General features: G+C 71.8%; 15 protein-coding genes. 9 read left to right on the top strand and 6 right to left on the bottom strand.

Translation table 11 applies throughout. The features are described 5' to 3' along the window. Positions 1 to 211 precede the first annotated feature (211 nt). Positions 212 to 586 carry a response regulator gene (locus tag WME98_RS17680; RefSeq protein WP_148314491.1) on the top strand — a complete coding sequence of 125 codons (375 nt, stop codon included), beginning with the start codon at positions 212 to 214 and terminating at the stop codon, positions 584 to 586. 108 nt (positions 587 to 694) lie between these two features. Here the strand turns inward: WME98_RS17680 and WME98_RS17675 are convergent, their stop codons facing one another. Then, entirely contained in the window at positions 695 to 1,744 is a 1,050-nt protein-coding gene (locus WME98_RS17675; RefSeq protein ID WP_437952358.1) for a hypothetical protein, read from the bottom strand. 495 nt (positions 1,745 to 2,239) lie between these two features. Here WME98_RS17675 and WME98_RS17670 point away from each other — a divergent pair, with 495 nt between their 5' ends. The 4 genes from WME98_RS17670 (at position 2,240) to WME98_RS17655 (ending at position 5,489) form a co-directional block, all read left to right on the top strand. Further along, positions 2,240 to 3,805, top strand: a complete 1,566-nt coding sequence (locus WME98_RS17670) for a glycosyltransferase (protein WP_437334318.1) — start codon at positions 2,240 to 2,242, stop codon at positions 3,803 to 3,805. A gap of 358 nt (positions 3,806 to 4,163) precedes the next feature. Then, the gene (locus tag WME98_RS17665) at positions 4,164 to 4,469 is read left to right on the top strand and encodes an integration host factor subunit alpha (RefSeq protein WP_012241218.1); all 306 of its coding nucleotides are present in this window, start codon (positions 4,164 to 4,166) and stop codon (positions 4,467 to 4,469) included. 11 nt (positions 4,470 to 4,480) lie between these two features. Further along, entirely contained in the window at positions 4,481 to 4,846 is a 366-nt protein-coding gene (locus WME98_RS17660; protein WP_237244684.1) for a MerR family transcriptional regulator, read from the top strand. Then, positions 4,827 to 5,489: a hypothetical protein gene (locus tag WME98_RS17655; protein ID WP_437952357.1), complete on the top strand. Its 663-nt coding sequence runs from the start codon at positions 4,827 to 4,829 to the stop codon at positions 5,487 to 5,489. Before WME98_RS17660 ends, WME98_RS17655 begins: the two co-directional genes overlap by 20 nt. Positions 5,490 to 5,525: 36 nt before the next feature. Here WME98_RS17655 and WME98_RS17650 read toward each other — a convergent pair whose 3' ends face one another. Together WME98_RS17650 and mgtE are read right to left on the bottom strand one after the other, a co-directional pair. Continuing rightward, positions 5,526 to 6,146 carry a single-stranded DNA-binding protein gene (locus tag WME98_RS17650; RefSeq protein WP_437952356.1) on the bottom strand — a complete coding sequence of 207 codons (621 nt, stop codon included), beginning with the start codon at positions 6,144 to 6,146 and terminating at the stop codon, positions 5,526 to 5,528. A gap of 177 nt (positions 6,147 to 6,323) precedes the next feature. Beyond that, positions 6,324 to 7,709, bottom strand: a complete 1,386-nt coding sequence (gene mgtE / locus WME98_RS17645; RefSeq protein ID WP_437952355.1) for a magnesium transporter — start codon at positions 7,707 to 7,709, stop codon at positions 6,324 to 6,326. 787 nt (positions 7,710 to 8,496) lie between these two features. Between mgtE and WME98_RS17640 the strand changes: the two genes are divergently transcribed. Together WME98_RS17640 and WME98_RS17635 are read left to right on the top strand one after the other, a co-directional pair. Further along, positions 8,497 to 10,896 (top strand): hypothetical protein, encoded by a 2,400-nt coding sequence (locus WME98_RS17640; RefSeq protein WP_437952354.1) that lies wholly within the window; start codon positions 8,497 to 8,499, stop codon positions 10,894 to 10,896. Between the two features lie 146 nt (positions 10,897 to 11,042). Continuing rightward, positions 11,043 to 11,735: a response regulator transcription factor gene (locus tag WME98_RS17635; RefSeq protein ID WP_020741161.1), complete on the top strand. Its 693-nt coding sequence runs from the start codon at positions 11,043 to 11,045 to the stop codon at positions 11,733 to 11,735. Here WME98_RS17635 and WME98_RS17630 read toward each other — a convergent pair. Next, the gene (locus WME98_RS17630; protein ID WP_437952353.1) at positions 11,717 to 12,649 is read right to left on the bottom strand and encodes a M23 family metallopeptidase; all 933 of its coding nucleotides are present in this window, start codon (positions 12,647 to 12,649) and stop codon (positions 11,717 to 11,719) included. The two genes, WME98_RS17635 and WME98_RS17630, sit on opposite strands and share 19 nt — an antisense overlap. 157 nt (positions 12,650 to 12,806) lie before the next feature. Between WME98_RS17630 and WME98_RS17625 the strand changes: the two genes are divergently transcribed. Both WME98_RS17625 and WME98_RS17620 read left to right on the top strand, forming a co-directional pair. Further along, positions 12,807 to 13,487, top strand: a complete 681-nt coding sequence (locus tag WME98_RS17625) for a HEAT repeat domain-containing protein (protein WP_437334312.1) — start codon at positions 12,807 to 12,809, stop codon at positions 13,485 to 13,487. Beyond that, on the top strand, positions 13,487 to 14,314 hold the full coding sequence (locus tag WME98_RS17620; protein ID WP_061621348.1) for a class I SAM-dependent methyltransferase: 828 nt from the start codon (positions 13,487 to 13,489) through the stop codon (positions 14,312 to 14,314). Before WME98_RS17625 ends, WME98_RS17620 begins: the two co-directional genes overlap by 1 nt. A 62-nt stretch (positions 14,315 to 14,376) precedes the next feature. On the opposite strand, the gene WME98_RS17615 is transcribed toward WME98_RS17620, so the two are convergent. Beyond that, positions 14,377 to 14,661, bottom strand: coding sequence for a (2Fe-2S)-binding protein (locus tag WME98_RS17615; RefSeq protein ID WP_061621488.1), 285 nt, complete (start codon positions 14,659 to 14,661; stop codon positions 14,377 to 14,379). 4 nt (positions 14,662 to 14,665) lie between these two features. After that, on the bottom strand, positions 14,666 to 15,028 hold the full coding sequence (gene queD / locus WME98_RS17610; protein ID WP_061621487.1) for a 6-carboxytetrahydropterin synthase QueD: 363 nt from the start codon (positions 15,026 to 15,028) through the stop codon (positions 14,666 to 14,668). Positions 15,029 to 15,103 lie beyond the last annotated feature (75 nt).

Here is a 15,103-nt window from a genome sequence, read left to right as displayed (position 1 = left end):
CTCCCGCCGGGCCCGGCGGTTGCCGGCGCATCGCGCAGACGACGGGGAGAAAGCGCTGGTGTTTCAAGCGCGTATCAACGCGTCGCGTGATGCGATGAGGCGCGATTGACATCGCGCTTTGCCGCCGATGGAGTATGGTTTCGGTGAGCCAGGCGATGAAGATCCGTTCTTCGGCGCTTCGGCCAGACCCAGCCGCCAACGGGGGATACTTATGGAGATTGAGAGCACGACCCGCGTTCTGGTGATCGACGACGACGCCAGCAACACCCAGCCGCTCGTCCACTTCCTCTCGTCCCGGGACTACACGGTGGAGACGTGCTGCGGGCTCGGCCATGCGCGTGACGTGCTTGCCCGCTGGCGTCCTCACGTGATGGTGCTCGTGCCCCGGGAGGAGGCGGATCTCCACAGCGAGATGGAGGAGCTCCGCCGCATGTCGCCGCGCGTGCCCGTCGTGATGCTCACGCTCGCGGCCGGCCCCGAGCTCATCCTGGACATGGAGGCGTTCGCGCCCACGGTGCCCGTGTGCCCGTCGCGCGACCTCGCGTACATCGAGTCGGCGGTGGCGGACGCCTCGGCCATGGGCTGAGCGGCCGCTGCCGGGCGAGCTCGCCCGGCGCGGGGCGCGAGCGCCTGCGCCTCGGCGCGGATCACGCCGCCCGGGGGCGGGCCGCGCCCCGCCGCGCCTCGCCGCGCCTCAGGCCGACGGCTCGAGGCCGTCCGGCAGCCCGTCGAAGAACTCCTCCACCACGGACGCGAGCCAGGCGCGCACCGGCGCGGTCGCGCACGCGCTCCGCACGAGCGGCCAGAGCGCGGCCGCGAGCGCGTCGATGTCGAGCGCGTCGAGCGCGGGCGCGATCCCGAAGCGCCCCAGCACCTCGCCGAGCGGCTCGCGCGCGTGCGCGGCGACGAACGCCGCGATCGCCTCGCGCGTGCGCGCCCGCACCGGCCGGTCCCGCAGCACCTGCGCGGCGATGTCGGCCCCGAGCTCCTCGGCGAGCGCCGAGCTCTTCGCGTCGAGCTGGCCGACGAGCGCGCAGATCTCCTGCTCCAGCACCCACGTCGCGACGTGCTTGCGCAGGCCGACGAACTCGGGCGTGTCGCCCTTGGCGACGAGGATGTCGTGCACCTGGCGCATCGCCGTGCGCGAGAACCCCTGCAAGAAGCGGCGGATCTCGGGCTCGAGCCGCCGCTCGAACTCGCCCTGCAGGGTGCCCATCGCCTTGCCGACCCCGCCCAGGCCGAAGGGGGCGATCCGCTTGAGCAGCGCCGGCAGGCCCCACTCGGCGAAGAACGGGTTCACCTTCTCGGAGAACTCCTTCAGCGTGTCGTAGAGGACGTCGCGCATCACCGCGTCGAGCGCCGCGCTCTCGAGCACCTCGCGCACGAGCCGCTCCGGGACGATCTTCGGCTGCTCCAGGATGCGGTCGAGCTTGTCGCGCGCCCCCTCCGGCATGAGCTCCTTGGCGCGCCGCCGCTCGGCGCGCGCCGCCTCGACCAGCGCCGCGAGCGCCGCGGCGGCCGCGGGCCGGACCGCCCGCCGGAGCGACTCCTCCGCCGCCAGCGCGTCGAGCGCCCGCGCGACCGCCCCCGCGTCGATGAGCTCGCCGAGCGGCGTCGCGAGCAGCGCCGCGAAGCCGGCGGGCAGGCGCTCCCGGAATTCCCGCGCCGCGGCCTCCGAGACGAGCCGCGCCTCGAGGAACGCGATCTGGCGGGCCTTCAGTTCATTAAGTAGCGCGCGGCTCATCGGCAACGGATAGCCCCGGGCTCCCGCGGGCGCCAGGCGCAGATGACCCCGGGCCCCCGGCGGCGGCGCCGCCCCTGGAGAGGACTCCAAAACCCCACAGCACTGTGAATCTGCCCATCAGGTCAGGGCCGTACTTATCGAACTTTCCCTCGGAGAGCCCTTACGAAACACACCTTACTTAGCGCATCGGTATCGGGGGATTACCTTACCTCGTGCGTCGCTCGCGCACGCGCGTTCGTGCGCCGAACCTGCGGCAAGCGCCGCGTGACCGGGCGAAGCGGGATTGTCGGTGATTGTCATTTTTCAGGGGGGAGGACTCGACCCCAAGTCAACTTTTCACGCCTCGTGACAGAGAGTTGCAACGAATTACAAGTGCATGACAACTTCGGATTCGGCGGATGGTACGCGTTCGTTACCCGCCAGCACCGCAGGAGTTGAGACCGGGGTTCGCCCGATCCCACCCGACCGAAAGCCCGCTGGCGGCAGGTGCTCCCGATGCTCTCCATGCTGCTCTGCGTGCTCTACTTCGGCGTGCTGCTCGGCCTCAGCGCCTACGGCCTGCACCGACTGCACCTCGTGGTCCTCTGTCGCCTCCACCGCGCCAAGATCACGCGCGCGCAGGAGGTCCCGGCCCTGACCGATCGCGACCTCCCGCCGGTGACGATCCAGCTGCCGCTCTTCAACGAGTCGACGGTCGCGGCGCGGCTGCTCGATGCGGTCGCGCGGATGGATTACCCGCGCGACAAGCTCGAGATCCAGGTGCTCGACGACTCGACGGACGAGACGCAGGCCCTCGTCCGGGCGCACGTCGAGCGGCTGCGCGCGGAGGGCATCGACGCGGTGTACCTGCACCGCACGAACCGCGTCGGCTACAAGGCGGGGGCGCTCGACGCGGGCCTCAAGGTCGCGAAGGGCGAGCTCGTCGCGATCTTCGACGCCGACTTCATTCCGCAGCCGGGCTTCGTCCGGTCGATCGTCGGCCACTTCGAGGATCCGACGGTCGGCATGGTCCAGACGCGGTGGGGGCACCTGAACCGCGACGTCTCGATCCTCACGCAGGTGCAGGCGCTCATGCTCGACGGCCACCACCTCGTCGAGAACCGCGCGCGCTACGGCGCCGGCCTCCTGTTCAACTTCTCGGGCACCGGCGGGATGTGGCGCAAGGACGCCATCCTCGAGGCCGGCGGCTGGCAGCACGACACGCTGACCGAGGACCTCGACCTGTCGTACCGGGCGCAGCTCGCGGGCTACCGCTTCGTCTACCGCGAGGATGTGGTCTCGCCGGCGGAGCTCCCCGAGGACATCTCGGCGCTGCGCGCGCAGCAGTACCGCTGGGCCAAGGGGACGGTGCAGACCGCGCGCAAGCTGATGGCGACGGTGCTGAACGCGAAGCTCTCGCGCGGGCAGCGGCTCGAGGCGTTCTTCCACCTCACGCCGCACTTCGCGTACCCGCTCCTGGTGCTCCTGAGCGTCCTGCTCCTGCCGGCGCTCGTGCTGTTCCCCGCCGCCGACACGCTGACGATGTTCGCCATCGACCTGCCGCTCTGCACGGCCACGACCGGGTCGCTCGCGGCGTTCTACATGCTGGCCGAGACGGCGCAGGGCCGCTCGCGCTGGGGCGCGGTCGCCCGCTTGCCGATGCTCATCGCGCTCGGGACGGGGCTCGCGCCGCACCTGTCCAAGGCCGTGATCGAGGGGCTCCGCAGCATGGCGGGCGAGTTCGTCCGGACCCCGAAGCAGGGCGACAACAAGGGCCGGTACAAGGTGCGCACGGACCTGCCGCTGACCGAGGCGATGCTCTCCGTGCTCTCGTGCGGCGCGGTGGTCGCGTCCATCCAGACGGGCCACTACTTCGCCACGCCGTTCGCGGTGCTCTTCGCCGTCGGCTATCTCTATGTCGCGATCATGGTCGCCCAGGAGCAGATCGGGCGCCGCCGCGAGGCGGTCTCGAGCGCGCCGGTCGTCGGCTGGAGCGACGCGCGGCCGGGCGACGCGGCCGTGGTCGGCGCCTGGTCGAGGCAGGCGACGAAGGAGCGGCCCCTCGGCGATCTCGCCGCCTGAGCGGTCCGCCGCTGGCGAGCCCGTGCCTTGCCGAGGCCGCGCCGGAATCCTGCCGGATTTCCGGCCGCGGCCTCGAGGCGGGCGGGGCGGGGAGCCGGTCCCGCGGTGGCGGGGTGGCTCCGATCCCCGGGGGTGGCCCGGTTTTCGGGCTCCTTGCGGGCTGGCCCCGACGCCCGCGTCCGCTGGAGGCTGCACGAAGCGGGCCCGGCCCTATCGGGCGACACCTGCGTACCCCCTAGACCTACCCGACGCAGGCTGGCATCCTGCCACAGGCCGGTCGGGGGACCGCACGCGGCTTCCTGAACGGTCTTCAGGGGTTGCGGCGCGCCCCCCCTTCTGTAAGGGCGATGGGGGTCTCATGACGAAAGCCGAAATCGTTCAGGCGGTCTACTCCCGCCTCGGGGGGTTCTCGAAGAAGGAATCTGCCGATCTGGTGGATCTCGTGTTCGAGACCATGAAGGAAACCCTGGGGCGCGGAGAGAAGATCAAGATCTCTGGCTTCGGCAACTTCGTGCTGCGCGACAAGCGCCAGCGGCAGGGCCGCAATCCCCAGACCGGCGACCCGATCCTGATCACGGAGCGCCGGGTCCTGAACTTCAAGGCGAGCCAGATCTTGAAGCAGGCCCTCAACCCGCGCGAGACGGCCTCGGCGGCCGAGGAGTAGACCGCTTGGCCGTGCGCCAGCAGCTTCCGGCGAAGCTGTACTACCGGATCGGCGAGGTGGCCGGCATCGTCGGGGTCGAGCCGCACGTGCTCCGGTACTGGGAGACGGAGTTCCGCTCCATCCGCCCGCAGAAGTCGGCGAAGGGGCAGCGGGTCTACAGCCGGCGCGACGTCGAGACGCTCCTCAAGGTGAAGGAGCTCCTCTACTCGCATCGCTTCACGATCGCCGGGGCGCGGCGCAAGCTGCGCGAGGGCGGGATCGAGCCGCCGGCCCCCGACGCGGGCGCGAGCCACGAGGAGGTGCAGCGGATGCGCGCCGCGCTGGTCGAGATCCGGAGCGAGGTGCTCGCGCTGATGGATGAGCTCGAGCGCGTCTGAGCTGCACGGCGTGGCGCCGGGCCTCGCGCTGCGCCTCTCGCTGCCCGCCGGGGCGCGCGACGCGCCGCCGGAGGCGTTGCCCGCGATCGACGTGTCGGCCATCGCGGGGGCGAAGGTGACGCTGCGGCGCGCCGTCGAGGCGGACGACGTGTCGCTGCGCGCGGTCTGCGCGACGGCCCCGTCGCGGCGGTGGGTCACCGGCCTGGAGGAGCTGGTGCTCGATCGGGCGTCGGGGCTCGTGCGCGGGGCGCTCGGGGTGGCGATCGAGCGGTGGGAGGCAAGGCCGATCCGGGGGATCGAGCAGCGGTACGAGCAGCCGTTCGAGGGGGCGGGGCGGGCGGGTGAGCGCGCGGTGGCGATCCGTGGGCGGCACGTGCTCGGCTTCGCGGGGCGCGAGCACGACGCGGCGCTCTGCAGCGTGGTCTGCCTGGAGCCGGCGCAGGGGGCGGGCGCCCGATGCGAAGCGCTGCTCGGCGCGACGGAGATCGAGGGGGCGTTCGTGGCGCCGCCGGCGCCGGGGTTGCTCGTGCGGGCGATCTTCCTCGCCGCGGAGGAGCCGCTCGCGGCCGCCGCGGGGCTCGGGGTGCTCGCGGCGGCGGGCGTGGCCGTGGTGCTGGCGAGGCGGCCGCGGCCGCGGCCCTAGCCGACAACTGGGCCCGGAAGCCCGGAAGGGGAGCGATCAGAACGGGATGTCGTCGTCGTTGCCGCCGCCGCCGTAGCCGCCGCCGCCGAAATCGTCCGGCGGGGGACCGGGATCCGGCGCCGCAGGCGCCGGGCGACCGCCGCCGCCGCCGGCGCCGCCGCGGTTGTAGCCGCCGCCGGCCGGGCGACCGCCGCCGCCGCCGCCGCCGTAGCCGCCGCCACCACCACCGCCGTAGCCGCCGCCACCACCGCCGTAGCCGCCGCCACCACCGCCGGGATCGGCGCCGAACCCGGCGTCGTCGTTGGCGACGCCGCGGCCGCCGCGGCCCCCGCCCGTCAGCAGGACGTTGTTCGCGATCACCTCGGTCTTGTAACGCTTGTTGCCATCCCGATCGTCGTAGCTCGACGTGCGGAGCGAGCCTTCGACGAAGATCGAGGAGCCTTTGCTGAGGATCTTGCCCAAGGCCTCGGCGCGCTTGCCCCAGATCACGACATTGTGCCAGTCCGTCCGTTCTTTCCGGACCTTGTCGCGATCCAGGTACGATTCGGTCGTCGCGAGCCGCAGGTTCAAGACTGCCTGCCCTCCCTGGGTGAACCGGAGCTCGGGGTCGGCGCCCAGGTTGCCGAGCAGCATCACGCGATTCAAGCCTTCGGCCATCTTGACTCCTTCCCTAGGAGCGGTTCAGCGCACGTTGCGCCGAACGAAAATCGACAGTTTCACTCCCCCATGGGGGCCGACGCGTCAAGGGCCCACGGCGCGTCGAGCGGCGCGCGGCGCGCCCGCGCGGGGGCGCCGGCGCCTCGTCGGTCCGTACGGCGCGGCAGAAGGGGCTGCTCACCCGCCCGCCCCGGCCTGCGCGAGCAGGTCGGACAGGAAGAGGCGGGCGATCGTGAAGTAGAGCAGGATCCCGAGGACGTCGACGAGGCTCGCGATGAACGGCGTGGAGCTGGTCGCCGGATCGAGGCCGAGGCGCCGGAGCAGGAGGGGGAGCATCGCGCCCACGGTGCAGCCCATGAGGACGATCGCCATCAGCGTCACGCCGATCGTCAGGACGAAGCCGGTGCCGTCGCCCCAGAGCCAGACGCGGAGCATGCCGATGACGGAGAGGATGAGGCCAAGCACGACGGCCTGCCCGAGCTCGCGGACGAGGACGCTCGACCAGTCGCCGACGCGCAGGTCGCCGACGGCGAGGCCGCGGATGATGAGCGACGACGACTGCGAGCCGGAGTTGCCGCCCGTCGAGATGAGCAGGGGCACGTAGTAGGCGAGCGTCGCGACGGCCTCGAGGTCGTGCTCGAAGCGCCGGAGCACCTCGCCGGTCATGAACTCGCCGACGAACAGGACGGCGAGCCAGGGGGCGCGCTTCTGGATGAACGTCCAGAAGCTCGTCTTGAAGTAGCTGTCCTCGATGGGGCCGACCGCGCCGAGCCGCTGCATGTCCTCGGACTGCTCCTCCGTGAGGACATCCATCACGTCGTCGACGGTGATGACGCCGAGCAGCTTCCGGTCCGCAGAGAGCACGGGCAGCGCGCTGAAGTCGTACTTCGCCATGGTCCGCGCGACCTCTTCCTGGTCGGTCTCGGGGCTGACGGCGAAGACGTTCTCGGTCATCACGTTCGAGAGCTTCTCGGACGGCGAGGCGAGCAGCAGATCGCGCAGCGAGACGACGCCGATGAGGTGCCCGCGATCGGAGACGACGTACACGTAGTAGATGGTCTCGGCGTCCTCGCCGACGGCGCGGATGCGCTCGATCACGTCGGCGACCTTGAGGTGGATGCCCACCGACACGTAGTCGGTGGTCATGAGGCCGCCGGCGCTGTCCTCCGGCCACTTGGCGAGCTCCTCGACCTCGGCGGCGGCCTCGGGGTCGACCTTCTCCAGCGTGGAGAGCAGCGTGCCGCTGACCTGGTCGGGGAGGGCCTCGATGAGGTCGGTGCGGTCGTCGGCCGCCATCTCGGAGACGATCGGCGCGATGCTCTCGACGCCCATCTGCTCGACGAGCGCCTCCTGGGTCTCGCCGTCGAGGCGCTCGAAGATGGGCGCGGCCTCCTCGGCCCTGAGCGCCATGAGGACCTTCGCCGCCTCGGCGTCGTCCAGCAGGCCGATGAGATCGGCGAGGTCCTCGTCGTGGATCTCGTCGAGCAGGTCGGAGAGCTGCGCCGGATCCTCGGCGAGGAGCTGCCGGACCTCCGGGACCATGGCGAGGGCGACGCGCAACATGCTCGGGCACTGACCACAACTCGGCCCTGCTGGGAAGCGGCAACCCGTGCCGGCGCGGGTGGCGCGATCGAGCCAGCTGCCCCCTTCGACCGAGGTCGAGGTGCGGCAGCTCGACCCGGGCTGGCGGCGGCCGACCCGGGTTGAGCTGCGGTGCCGCCCGTTGAGGCCGACCGAGGTTGAGGCCGGCGGCCGACGGCCGACGGCCGACGAGGGCGAGGTTGGCTGACCGAGGTTGAGGTGGGGCCGACCCGACCCGGGTTGAGGCCGAGGCCGACCCGACCCGGGTTGAGGTGGGCCGACCCGGGTTGAGGCCGAGGCCGACCCGACCCGGGTTGAGGTGGGGCCGACCCGACCCGGGTTGAGGTGGGCCCGACCCGACCCGGGTTGAGGTCGAGGCCGATCGATCGCCGTGTAGGTGGCACGTCCAGGTGGGCCGAGGTTCCCAACCCGGCGGATCGCCTACGGAGTTGGCGCTTCGCAATCAAGTTGACGGCGCGGCCGAGCGCGGCGATGGAGCCTCTCGAAGCGCGGCGGCGGCACCTCCTTTGCTACGGCGCCCTCAGGCGGGTCCGGGCGGGGCCGACGGGTCGAATTGACAGCATTCCGGTCGGGTCCTTAGCATCGGGCTCCCGTCGAGCCGCGGATCGCCTGCGGAAGTCGGTCATGGGCCCGTGGACGACGGGCCCGTTCAGTGGCTTGACCGCCGCGCAACTGGATCGGTGGTCGAAAGGAAAGTCCAATGATGACGCGGATTGAGCGTGAGAGGAGGCGCCCGTGGAGGGGCGCGATGAGGCTCGCCCTGGCGGGCCTCTTGATCGCGGGCACGGGCAGCGCCTTCGGATGTCTGAACCGCCCCATCGCCGCGAACGAGCCCCGCACGACGTCGACGATCGTCGAGCGGCTGACCCAGAGCTCGGTCGACAAGATCGACCTCCTCCTGGCCATCGACAACTCGGGCTCGATGGCCGACAAGCAGGACATCCTCGCCACCGCCATCCCTGACCTCGTGCAGGGCCTCGTCAACCCGCGCTGCATCCACAAGAACGGCATGGAGCCGCCCGAGACCGTCTCGTCGCCGAACGAAGAATGCAGGCCGGACTTCAAGCGCGAGTTCGAGCCGGTCAAGGACATCCACATCGGCATCATCAGCTCGAGCCTCGGCGGCCACGGCTCGGGCGCCTGCCCGGCGATGACGAGCCCGTCCAACGTGGACATGGCGCACCTCCTCGCGCGCGAGAGCGAGAACTCCGAGGTCAACGACCTCCCGACCTACCTCAACAAGGGCTTCCTGGCCTGGGACCCCGATCAGAAGCGCGACGTGAACGGAGAGCCGGGGAGGCCCGACCCGGAAGACGGCGAGGCGGACATCGAGGGCGACTCGCCCAACGATCTCAACGACACCTCGCTCGTCGAGCAGCTCAGGGCGATGGTCAAGGGCACCGGGCAGTCCGGCTGCGGCTTCGAGGCGCAGCTCGAGAGCGTGTACCGCTTCCTCGTCGACCCGGAGCCCTACGAGCGCATCGAGATCCAGGGCGACGTCGCCGTGCCGATGGGCCTCGACGGCACCGTCATCGAGCAGCGCAAAAACTTCCTCCGGTCGAGCTCCCTCCTCGCGATCATCATGCTTAGCGACGAGAACGACTGCTCGATCCGCGAGGAGGGCCGCAACTACCTCGTCGCTGAGACCAGGAACGGCTTCCGCCTGTGGCGGCCGCGCGTCGAGTGCGCCACCGACCCGGGCAACAAGTGCTGCAGGTCGTGCAGCCAGAACCAGGACGGCTGCCCGCCCGACCCGGCCTGCACGGGCACCGACGGCTTCCCCGCCCGGCTGAGCGCCGTCGAGGATCCGGTCAACTCCCGCTGCTGGGATCAGAAGCGCCGGTTCGGCTTCGACTTCCTCTACCCGATCGAGCGCTACCGGCGCGCCTTCACCGAGGCGCAGATCCCGAACCGCCAGGGCGATCTCGTCCCGAACCCGATCTTCAGCGACCTGGTCACGGAGGACGATGACTCGATCATCCGCGATCCCGGGCTCGTCTTCTTCGCCGGCATCGTCGGCGTGCCCTGGCAGGACATCGCGCGCCAGAACGCGCAGGGCGAGCCGGACCTCCTGCGCGGCCTCAACGAAGACGGCGAGCCGGTCGGCGGGTTCAAGAACGCGACCGAGCTCGGCTCCCCGCTGCTCGACAACGCGTTCGCCAGCACCTGGGAGCTCATCCTCGGCGACCCCGCGAAGTTCCAGCCGCCGAAGGACCCGTTCATGATCGAGTCGACGGTGCCGCGCTCGGGCACGAACCCGATCACCGGCGACACGATCATCCAGCCGGACCAGACGGGCTGGAACACCATCAACGGCCGCGAGTACACGATCCCGCAGACGAGCACCGGCGACCTCCAGTACGCGTGCATCTTCGATCTCCCCGACTCGAAATCCTGCGAGGGCAACGCCCAGAGCTGCGACTGCAGGGAGCAACAGGGCGCGCCGAACGACAACCCGCTGTGCCAGCCGGAAGCCGGAAGCAACCAGGAAGCCCCGGGCTCCAGGACGACGACGCAGATCAAGGCGAAGGCCTACCCGGGCCTCCGCGAGCTGCAGCTCATCCGCGAGCTCGGACCCCAGGGCATCGTCGGCTCGGTGTGCCCGGCGCAGCTCGACAACGACGACGCGGCCGACTACGGCTACCGGCCGGCGATCGGCGCCATCATCGATCGCCTGAAGACGGTGCTCGGCGGCCAGTGCCTGCCGCGCACCTTGACCCCCGACCCCGAGAAGCAGGTCTCCTGCCTGATCCTCGAGGCGCGCAACTCGCAGGGCCAGTGCAACTGCGATCCTGCGACGGGGCGCGCCACGGTGCCGCAGGACGCGACTCGCTACGCCGCGGTCGAGGAGGTGCTCGCCCTCGACATCGCGAAGGTCTCCGGCTGGGACTGCGTGTGCGAGATCCAGCAGCTCGAGGGCGCGAATCCGGGCGAACCGGCCTACGAGTGCAGGAACAACGTGAACGACAACGTCGAGTCCGGCGGCCAGCCGGTGCACGGGTGGTGCTACGTCGATCCGTCGATCAGGCTCGGCGATGCGGCGATCGTCGCCGACTGCCCGTCGACCGAGCGGCGCAAGATCCGCTTCACGGGCAAGGGCGAAGCCCAGCAGGGCTCCACGCTGTTCATCACCTGCTCCGGCGAGTAGGCTGACGGCGGACTGACCCGGCGCGCGGGGCCGATCGCGAGATCGCGCCCCGCGCCGCTTTTTGTGGCCCCGGAGGGCCTGCGGCGCGCCGGCCGGCAGGGCCCTCGCGGGGCCCGGTCGGTTTTGTGCTAAGACCGCACTCCGTCGTGGCGGCACGCAAGAAGATCCTGATCATCGAGGACGAGCCCCACATCGTGCTGGGGCTGACGGATGCCCTCGAGTTCGAGGGCTTCTCGGTGGCGTCGGCGTCGAAGGGGAAGGACGGCGTGCTGCTCGCGCGGCAGGAGAAGCCGGACGCGATCCTGCTCGACCTCATGCTCCCCGACACCAACGGCTTCAAGGTCTGCGAGGACCTGCGCCGCTGGGACGCGTTCGTGCCGATCATCATGCTCACGGCCCGTGGCCAGGAGATCGACAAGATCCGCGGCCTCGACGCGGGCGCCGACGACTACGTGACCAAGCCGTTCAGCGTGGGCGAGCTCATCGCCCGGCTGCGCGCCCTCTTCCGCCGCGCCGCCCGGCCCGCCGAGGCGCCGGTCGAGGTGTTCACCATCGGCAACGTGCAGGTCAACATGACCGCCCACACCGTCTCGCGGGGCTCGCGGTCGGATCAGCTGTCGTTCTACGAGGTCGAGCTCCTGCGCCTCCTGCACGAGCGCCTGGGCCAGCCGGTCTCGCGCGAGGAGATCCTCCAGAAGATCTGGGGGATCGAGGCCGGGCCGTCGAACCGCACGGTCGACAACTTCATCGTCAAGCTGCGCAAGAAGATCGAGCGCTCGCCCGACAAGCCGGAGCACATCCTCACGGTCTACGGCTTCGGCTACAAGCTCGCGCCCTGACGGAGCGGCAGCACGTTGCGGAGGTCGCACGGCACCGTCACGGCGGCGTCGATGATGCGCTTCGGATCGAGATCCGAGAGCCGCGCGCCCTCGCGGAGCTGCCGCGCCTCGAGGCGCAGCCGGACGAGGCCCGGGCTGCCGGTGTCGCCGGCGTACCCGACCACATCGCCCGCGTCGAGGCGCGCGCCCGCCACGACGCCGGGGCCGGGGCGGTCGAGGTGGCCGTGGAGCAGGACGTACCTGCGCACGCGATCCACGTCGCGCACGTCGTGCGCCGTGGCGACCGTGATCCCGGACAGCTCGCCGACGAAGACGACCTCGGCCTTCCCCTCCTGGCCCTCGAGCCGCAGCGACGCTACGCGGTCGCCCCGCGCCGCCGCGAGGTCGACCCCGCCGGCCCAGGACGGCGGCTCGGGTCGCGCGGCGCCGATCGCGGCGACGGGGCCCGCCGGAGGCGGCGCGCCCGGTTGCGCTGGAGCGCCCTCGACGAGGAGGAACCCGGGCGCCTGATCCGGCGCGCCGATCGGGAACGCGTACGCGGCGGCGCTCGCCGGACGTTCCGGGCGGCGGGGGATGTGCTCGTAGGCCTGCCCGCGCGCGCCCGCCCCTGCGGGACGCGCGCCGCCCGGGCCGGAGAGCGCCGCCGCGCCGCCCTCGGAGAGCGGCGCGCCCGGCGCCGGCAGCGGGACGCACGCGGCGCCCTCCGGCACGGTGCGCGGGCCGCAGAGCGCCGCCGCGCCCGCGGCGCCGCGCGCCGCGGCCGCCGGAGGGACGACCGCGGGCGGCGGCGGCGCGGGGTCGTCGAGGCCCCCGAGCGCAAGGACGAGGGCGGACGCCGCGGCGCCGCGCACGAGCGGGGAAGGGGAGACCGCCGCCCTCGTCGGGCGGGCCTGCGATGAGCCGGACGCGCGCATGCCATGAACGGTCTACCGCATCGCGCGCGGCAGGCGAGCGCGATGCGGTAGCGCCGGGCTGGCGTGGCCGCGCCCGCCGTGGACGGGAATCCGCGGGGAACGGGCCCTTGCTGCCTGCCGGCTTGCGGAGGCGGCGCGCTGTTGATAGCTCCTCTGCGTGCAAAATCGCCAAGCTATCGAGACGACCCTGAACAAGCTGTTCGACGCGGAGCGCACGGCTCGCCGGCTCCACGACGATCTGGCGGCCATGCCCGGCGATGCGTTGCTGGACGTCCTCACGGACGCGATCGCGAGCGCGACGCGCGAGAACGACGAGGACGAGGCGGCGCTCCGGCTGGTGCGCATCGCGTCGCTGCTCGGCGAGCACGAGGGCCCGCGCGCGCTCGACGCGCTCATCGACGTGCTCGCCTCGGAGCACCCCGAGGCGCGGCAGGCGGCGGGCGAGGAGATCGAGTCGCTCGCCTACGACCGCTTCAAGGAGGTCGCGCAGGCGATCGAGCGGGCGCTCAAGCGGCTGCCGGTCGGGTCGTCCGCGCTGCCGGAGCTGCCGTACCTCATCGCCGAGGTGCCGGAGCCGGGCGTGCCGAAGCTGCTCGGCCAGTTCCTCGGCCACAAGGATCCGGACGCGGTGGCGGCGGCGATCGAGACCCTGGTCGAGATCGGCGACCCGGCGCACGCGCCGCTGATCCAGCCGCTGATCGGCGACATGCGCACGGTCGAGCTGGCCGACGACGGCGGCGACGACGCGACGTCGGAGGTCACGATCGGCGAGCTCGCCGAAGAGGCGCTCGGCCTCCTCGCGCCCTACGACGAGGAGGAAGAGGACGGGGTCGCCTGATGATCGGCCCGCCGCTGAGCGCGGCGGACGCCGTGTTGTTCGAGCACGCGGTCGTCCCGCGCTACATCTCGTTCTTCGCCTCGCTGGCGGTGGACATGCTGCTGCCCTCGGAGGCGGCGCGCATCGCCCACCTCGGCTGTCGGAGCGGCTTCCCCGACGCGATCGTGGCCGACAAGCTGCCCGGCGCGACGCTCGTGGGGCTCGACGGGTCCGCCGCCGCGCTCGATCTCGCGCGCGCCAAGGCGGCGCTGTTCTCCGGGATGAACGCGAGCTACGTGCTCGCCGACGCCCTGCCCACGCCGCTGCCGGACGCGAGCTTCACCCACGCGTTCACGCTGCACCCGGTCTGCCGCCCGAGCGAGCGGGCGCAGCTCCTCGCCGAGCTGCGCCGGGTGCTGGTCCCCGGCGGCCAGGCGCTCATCGCGCTGCCGCTGCGCGGCTCGTTCCCGGAGGTGGCCGACATCGCGCGGGAGTGCGCGCTCAAGCAGGACCTGTCGGAGCTCGGCGCGGCGGTCGACGCCGCCTCCGCCAGCCGCCCGACGCTCGAGACCATCGCCGAGGAGATCGAGGACGCCGGGTTCGACGAGGTCGAGGTCGACGTCCAGCTCATCGCGGTGTCGTTCGACAGCGGGCGCGAGTTCCTCGAGGACCCGATCTCGCGGCTGATGGTGATCCCCGAAGCGACGGCGATGCTCGACCTCGAGCCGCAGATCATCGACTCGATGCTCGCGTACCTGCACCACGCGGTCTCGAAGTACTGGTCCGAGGGCGTCTTCGAGCTGACCGTGAACGTCGGGTGCGCGAGCGCCCGGCGGCCGCTCGGCTGACGACCGGGCCCGGGGGCGCCGGCCGTCGGCGATGGGCGCGCGCGGGGGCGGCGCGGCCGGCGCTAGCGCTCGTGCCCGCCGCCGCGGAGGCCGAGCGCGTCGAGCCCGGCGAGCGCCGCGAGCGAGACCGGGTGGTACGGGGGCCGCGGCGTGATCGGCTTCTGGACGTCGCCCCCGCGCTCCTCGATGAGCCGCGCGCAGAGCGCGAGGCACCACTTGCCCTGGCACCAGCCGGTGCCGAAGCCCGTGTAGCGCTTGACGGACTCGATGTCCTTGTAGCCGCGCTCCATCGCGGCCTCGAGCTCGTGCAGGGTGACGTCCTCGCAGCGGCAGACGAGCGTCTTCATCGACCTAGTCGCCCTCGTACTCGCAGCGGGCGTCGCAGGTCTCGAAGACGGTGACCCGGTTCAAGGACGGCAGCGACGGCGCGAGGCGGTTCCAGATCCACCGGGCGAGCACCTCGCTCGTCGGGTTCTCCAGCCCCGGGACCTCGTTCAGGTAGTTGTGATCGAGCAGGTCGTGGAGGGGCGCCCAGGCCTCGTAGAGGTGGCTGTAATCGATGAACCACCCCGTCTCCTCGTTCACGGGCCCGCGGATCGCGACCTCGATCTTGAAGCTGTGACCGTGGAGGCGCGCGCACTTGTGCCCCTGCGGCACCTTGGGGAGGCGGTGGGCGGCCTCGAAGCGGAACTCATGCACGAGACGGACGTTCATTGGACGAGCGGTCATGGGGCGGGCGCCGTGAGGCGTCAACGCCCCGCGGCCCGCCGGAGGTGCGGCGGCGGCCGC

The organism is Sorangium sp. So ce296 (assembly GCF_051529605.1).
GTDB lineage: Bacteria > Myxococcota_A > Polyangia > Polyangiales > Polyangiaceae > Sorangium > Sorangium cellulosum_D.
The sequence above is the reverse complement of the archived record's forward strand: the minus strand, read 5'-3'. Positions and strand labels throughout refer to the sequence as shown.

What these genes read in the sequence shown, in the direction of transcription:
- WME98_RS17680 (WP_148314491.1), top strand. Translation starts at nt 212, where the DNA reads ATGGAGATTGAGAGCACGACCCGCGTTCTGGTGATCGACGACGACGCC.
- WME98_RS17675 (WP_437952358.1), bottom strand. Translation starts at nt 1,744, where the DNA reads ATGAGCCGCGCGCTACTTAATGAACTGAAGGCCCGCCAGATCGCGTTC.
- WME98_RS17670 (WP_437334318.1), top strand. Translation starts at nt 2,240, where the DNA reads ATGCTCTCCATGCTGCTCTGCGTGCTCTACTTCGGCGTGCTGCTCGGC.
- WME98_RS17665 (WP_012241218.1), top strand. Translation starts at nt 4,164, where the DNA reads ATGACGAAAGCCGAAATCGTTCAGGCGGTCTACTCCCGCCTCGGGGGG.
- WME98_RS17655 (WP_437952357.1), top strand. Translation starts at nt 4,827, where the DNA reads ATGAGCTCGAGCGCGTCTGAGCTGCACGGCGTGGCGCCGGGCCTCGCG.
- WME98_RS17650 (WP_437952356.1), bottom strand. Translation starts at nt 6,146, where the DNA reads ATGGCCGAAGGCTTGAATCGCGTGATGCTGCTCGGCAACCTGGGCGCC.
- mgtE (WP_437952355.1), bottom strand. Translation starts at nt 7,709, where the DNA reads ATGTTGCGCGTCGCCCTCGCCATGGTCCCGGAGGTCCGGCAGCTCCTC.
- WME98_RS17640 (WP_437952354.1), top strand. Translation starts at nt 8,497, where the DNA reads ATGAGGCTCGCCCTGGCGGGCCTCTTGATCGCGGGCACGGGCAGCGCC.
- WME98_RS17630 (WP_437952353.1), bottom strand. Translation starts at nt 12,649, where the DNA reads ATGCGCGCGTCCGGCTCATCGCAGGCCCGCCCGACGAGGGCGGCGGTC.
- WME98_RS17620 (WP_061621348.1), top strand. Translation starts at nt 13,487, where the DNA reads ATGATCGGCCCGCCGCTGAGCGCGGCGGACGCCGTGTTGTTCGAGCAC.
- WME98_RS17615 (WP_061621488.1), bottom strand. Translation starts at nt 14,661, where the DNA reads ATGAAGACGCTCGTCTGCCGCTGCGAGGACGTCACCCTGCACGAGCTC.
- queD (WP_061621487.1), bottom strand. Translation starts at nt 15,028, where the DNA reads ATGAACGTCCGTCTCGTGCATGAGTTCCGCTTCGAGGCCGCCCACCGC.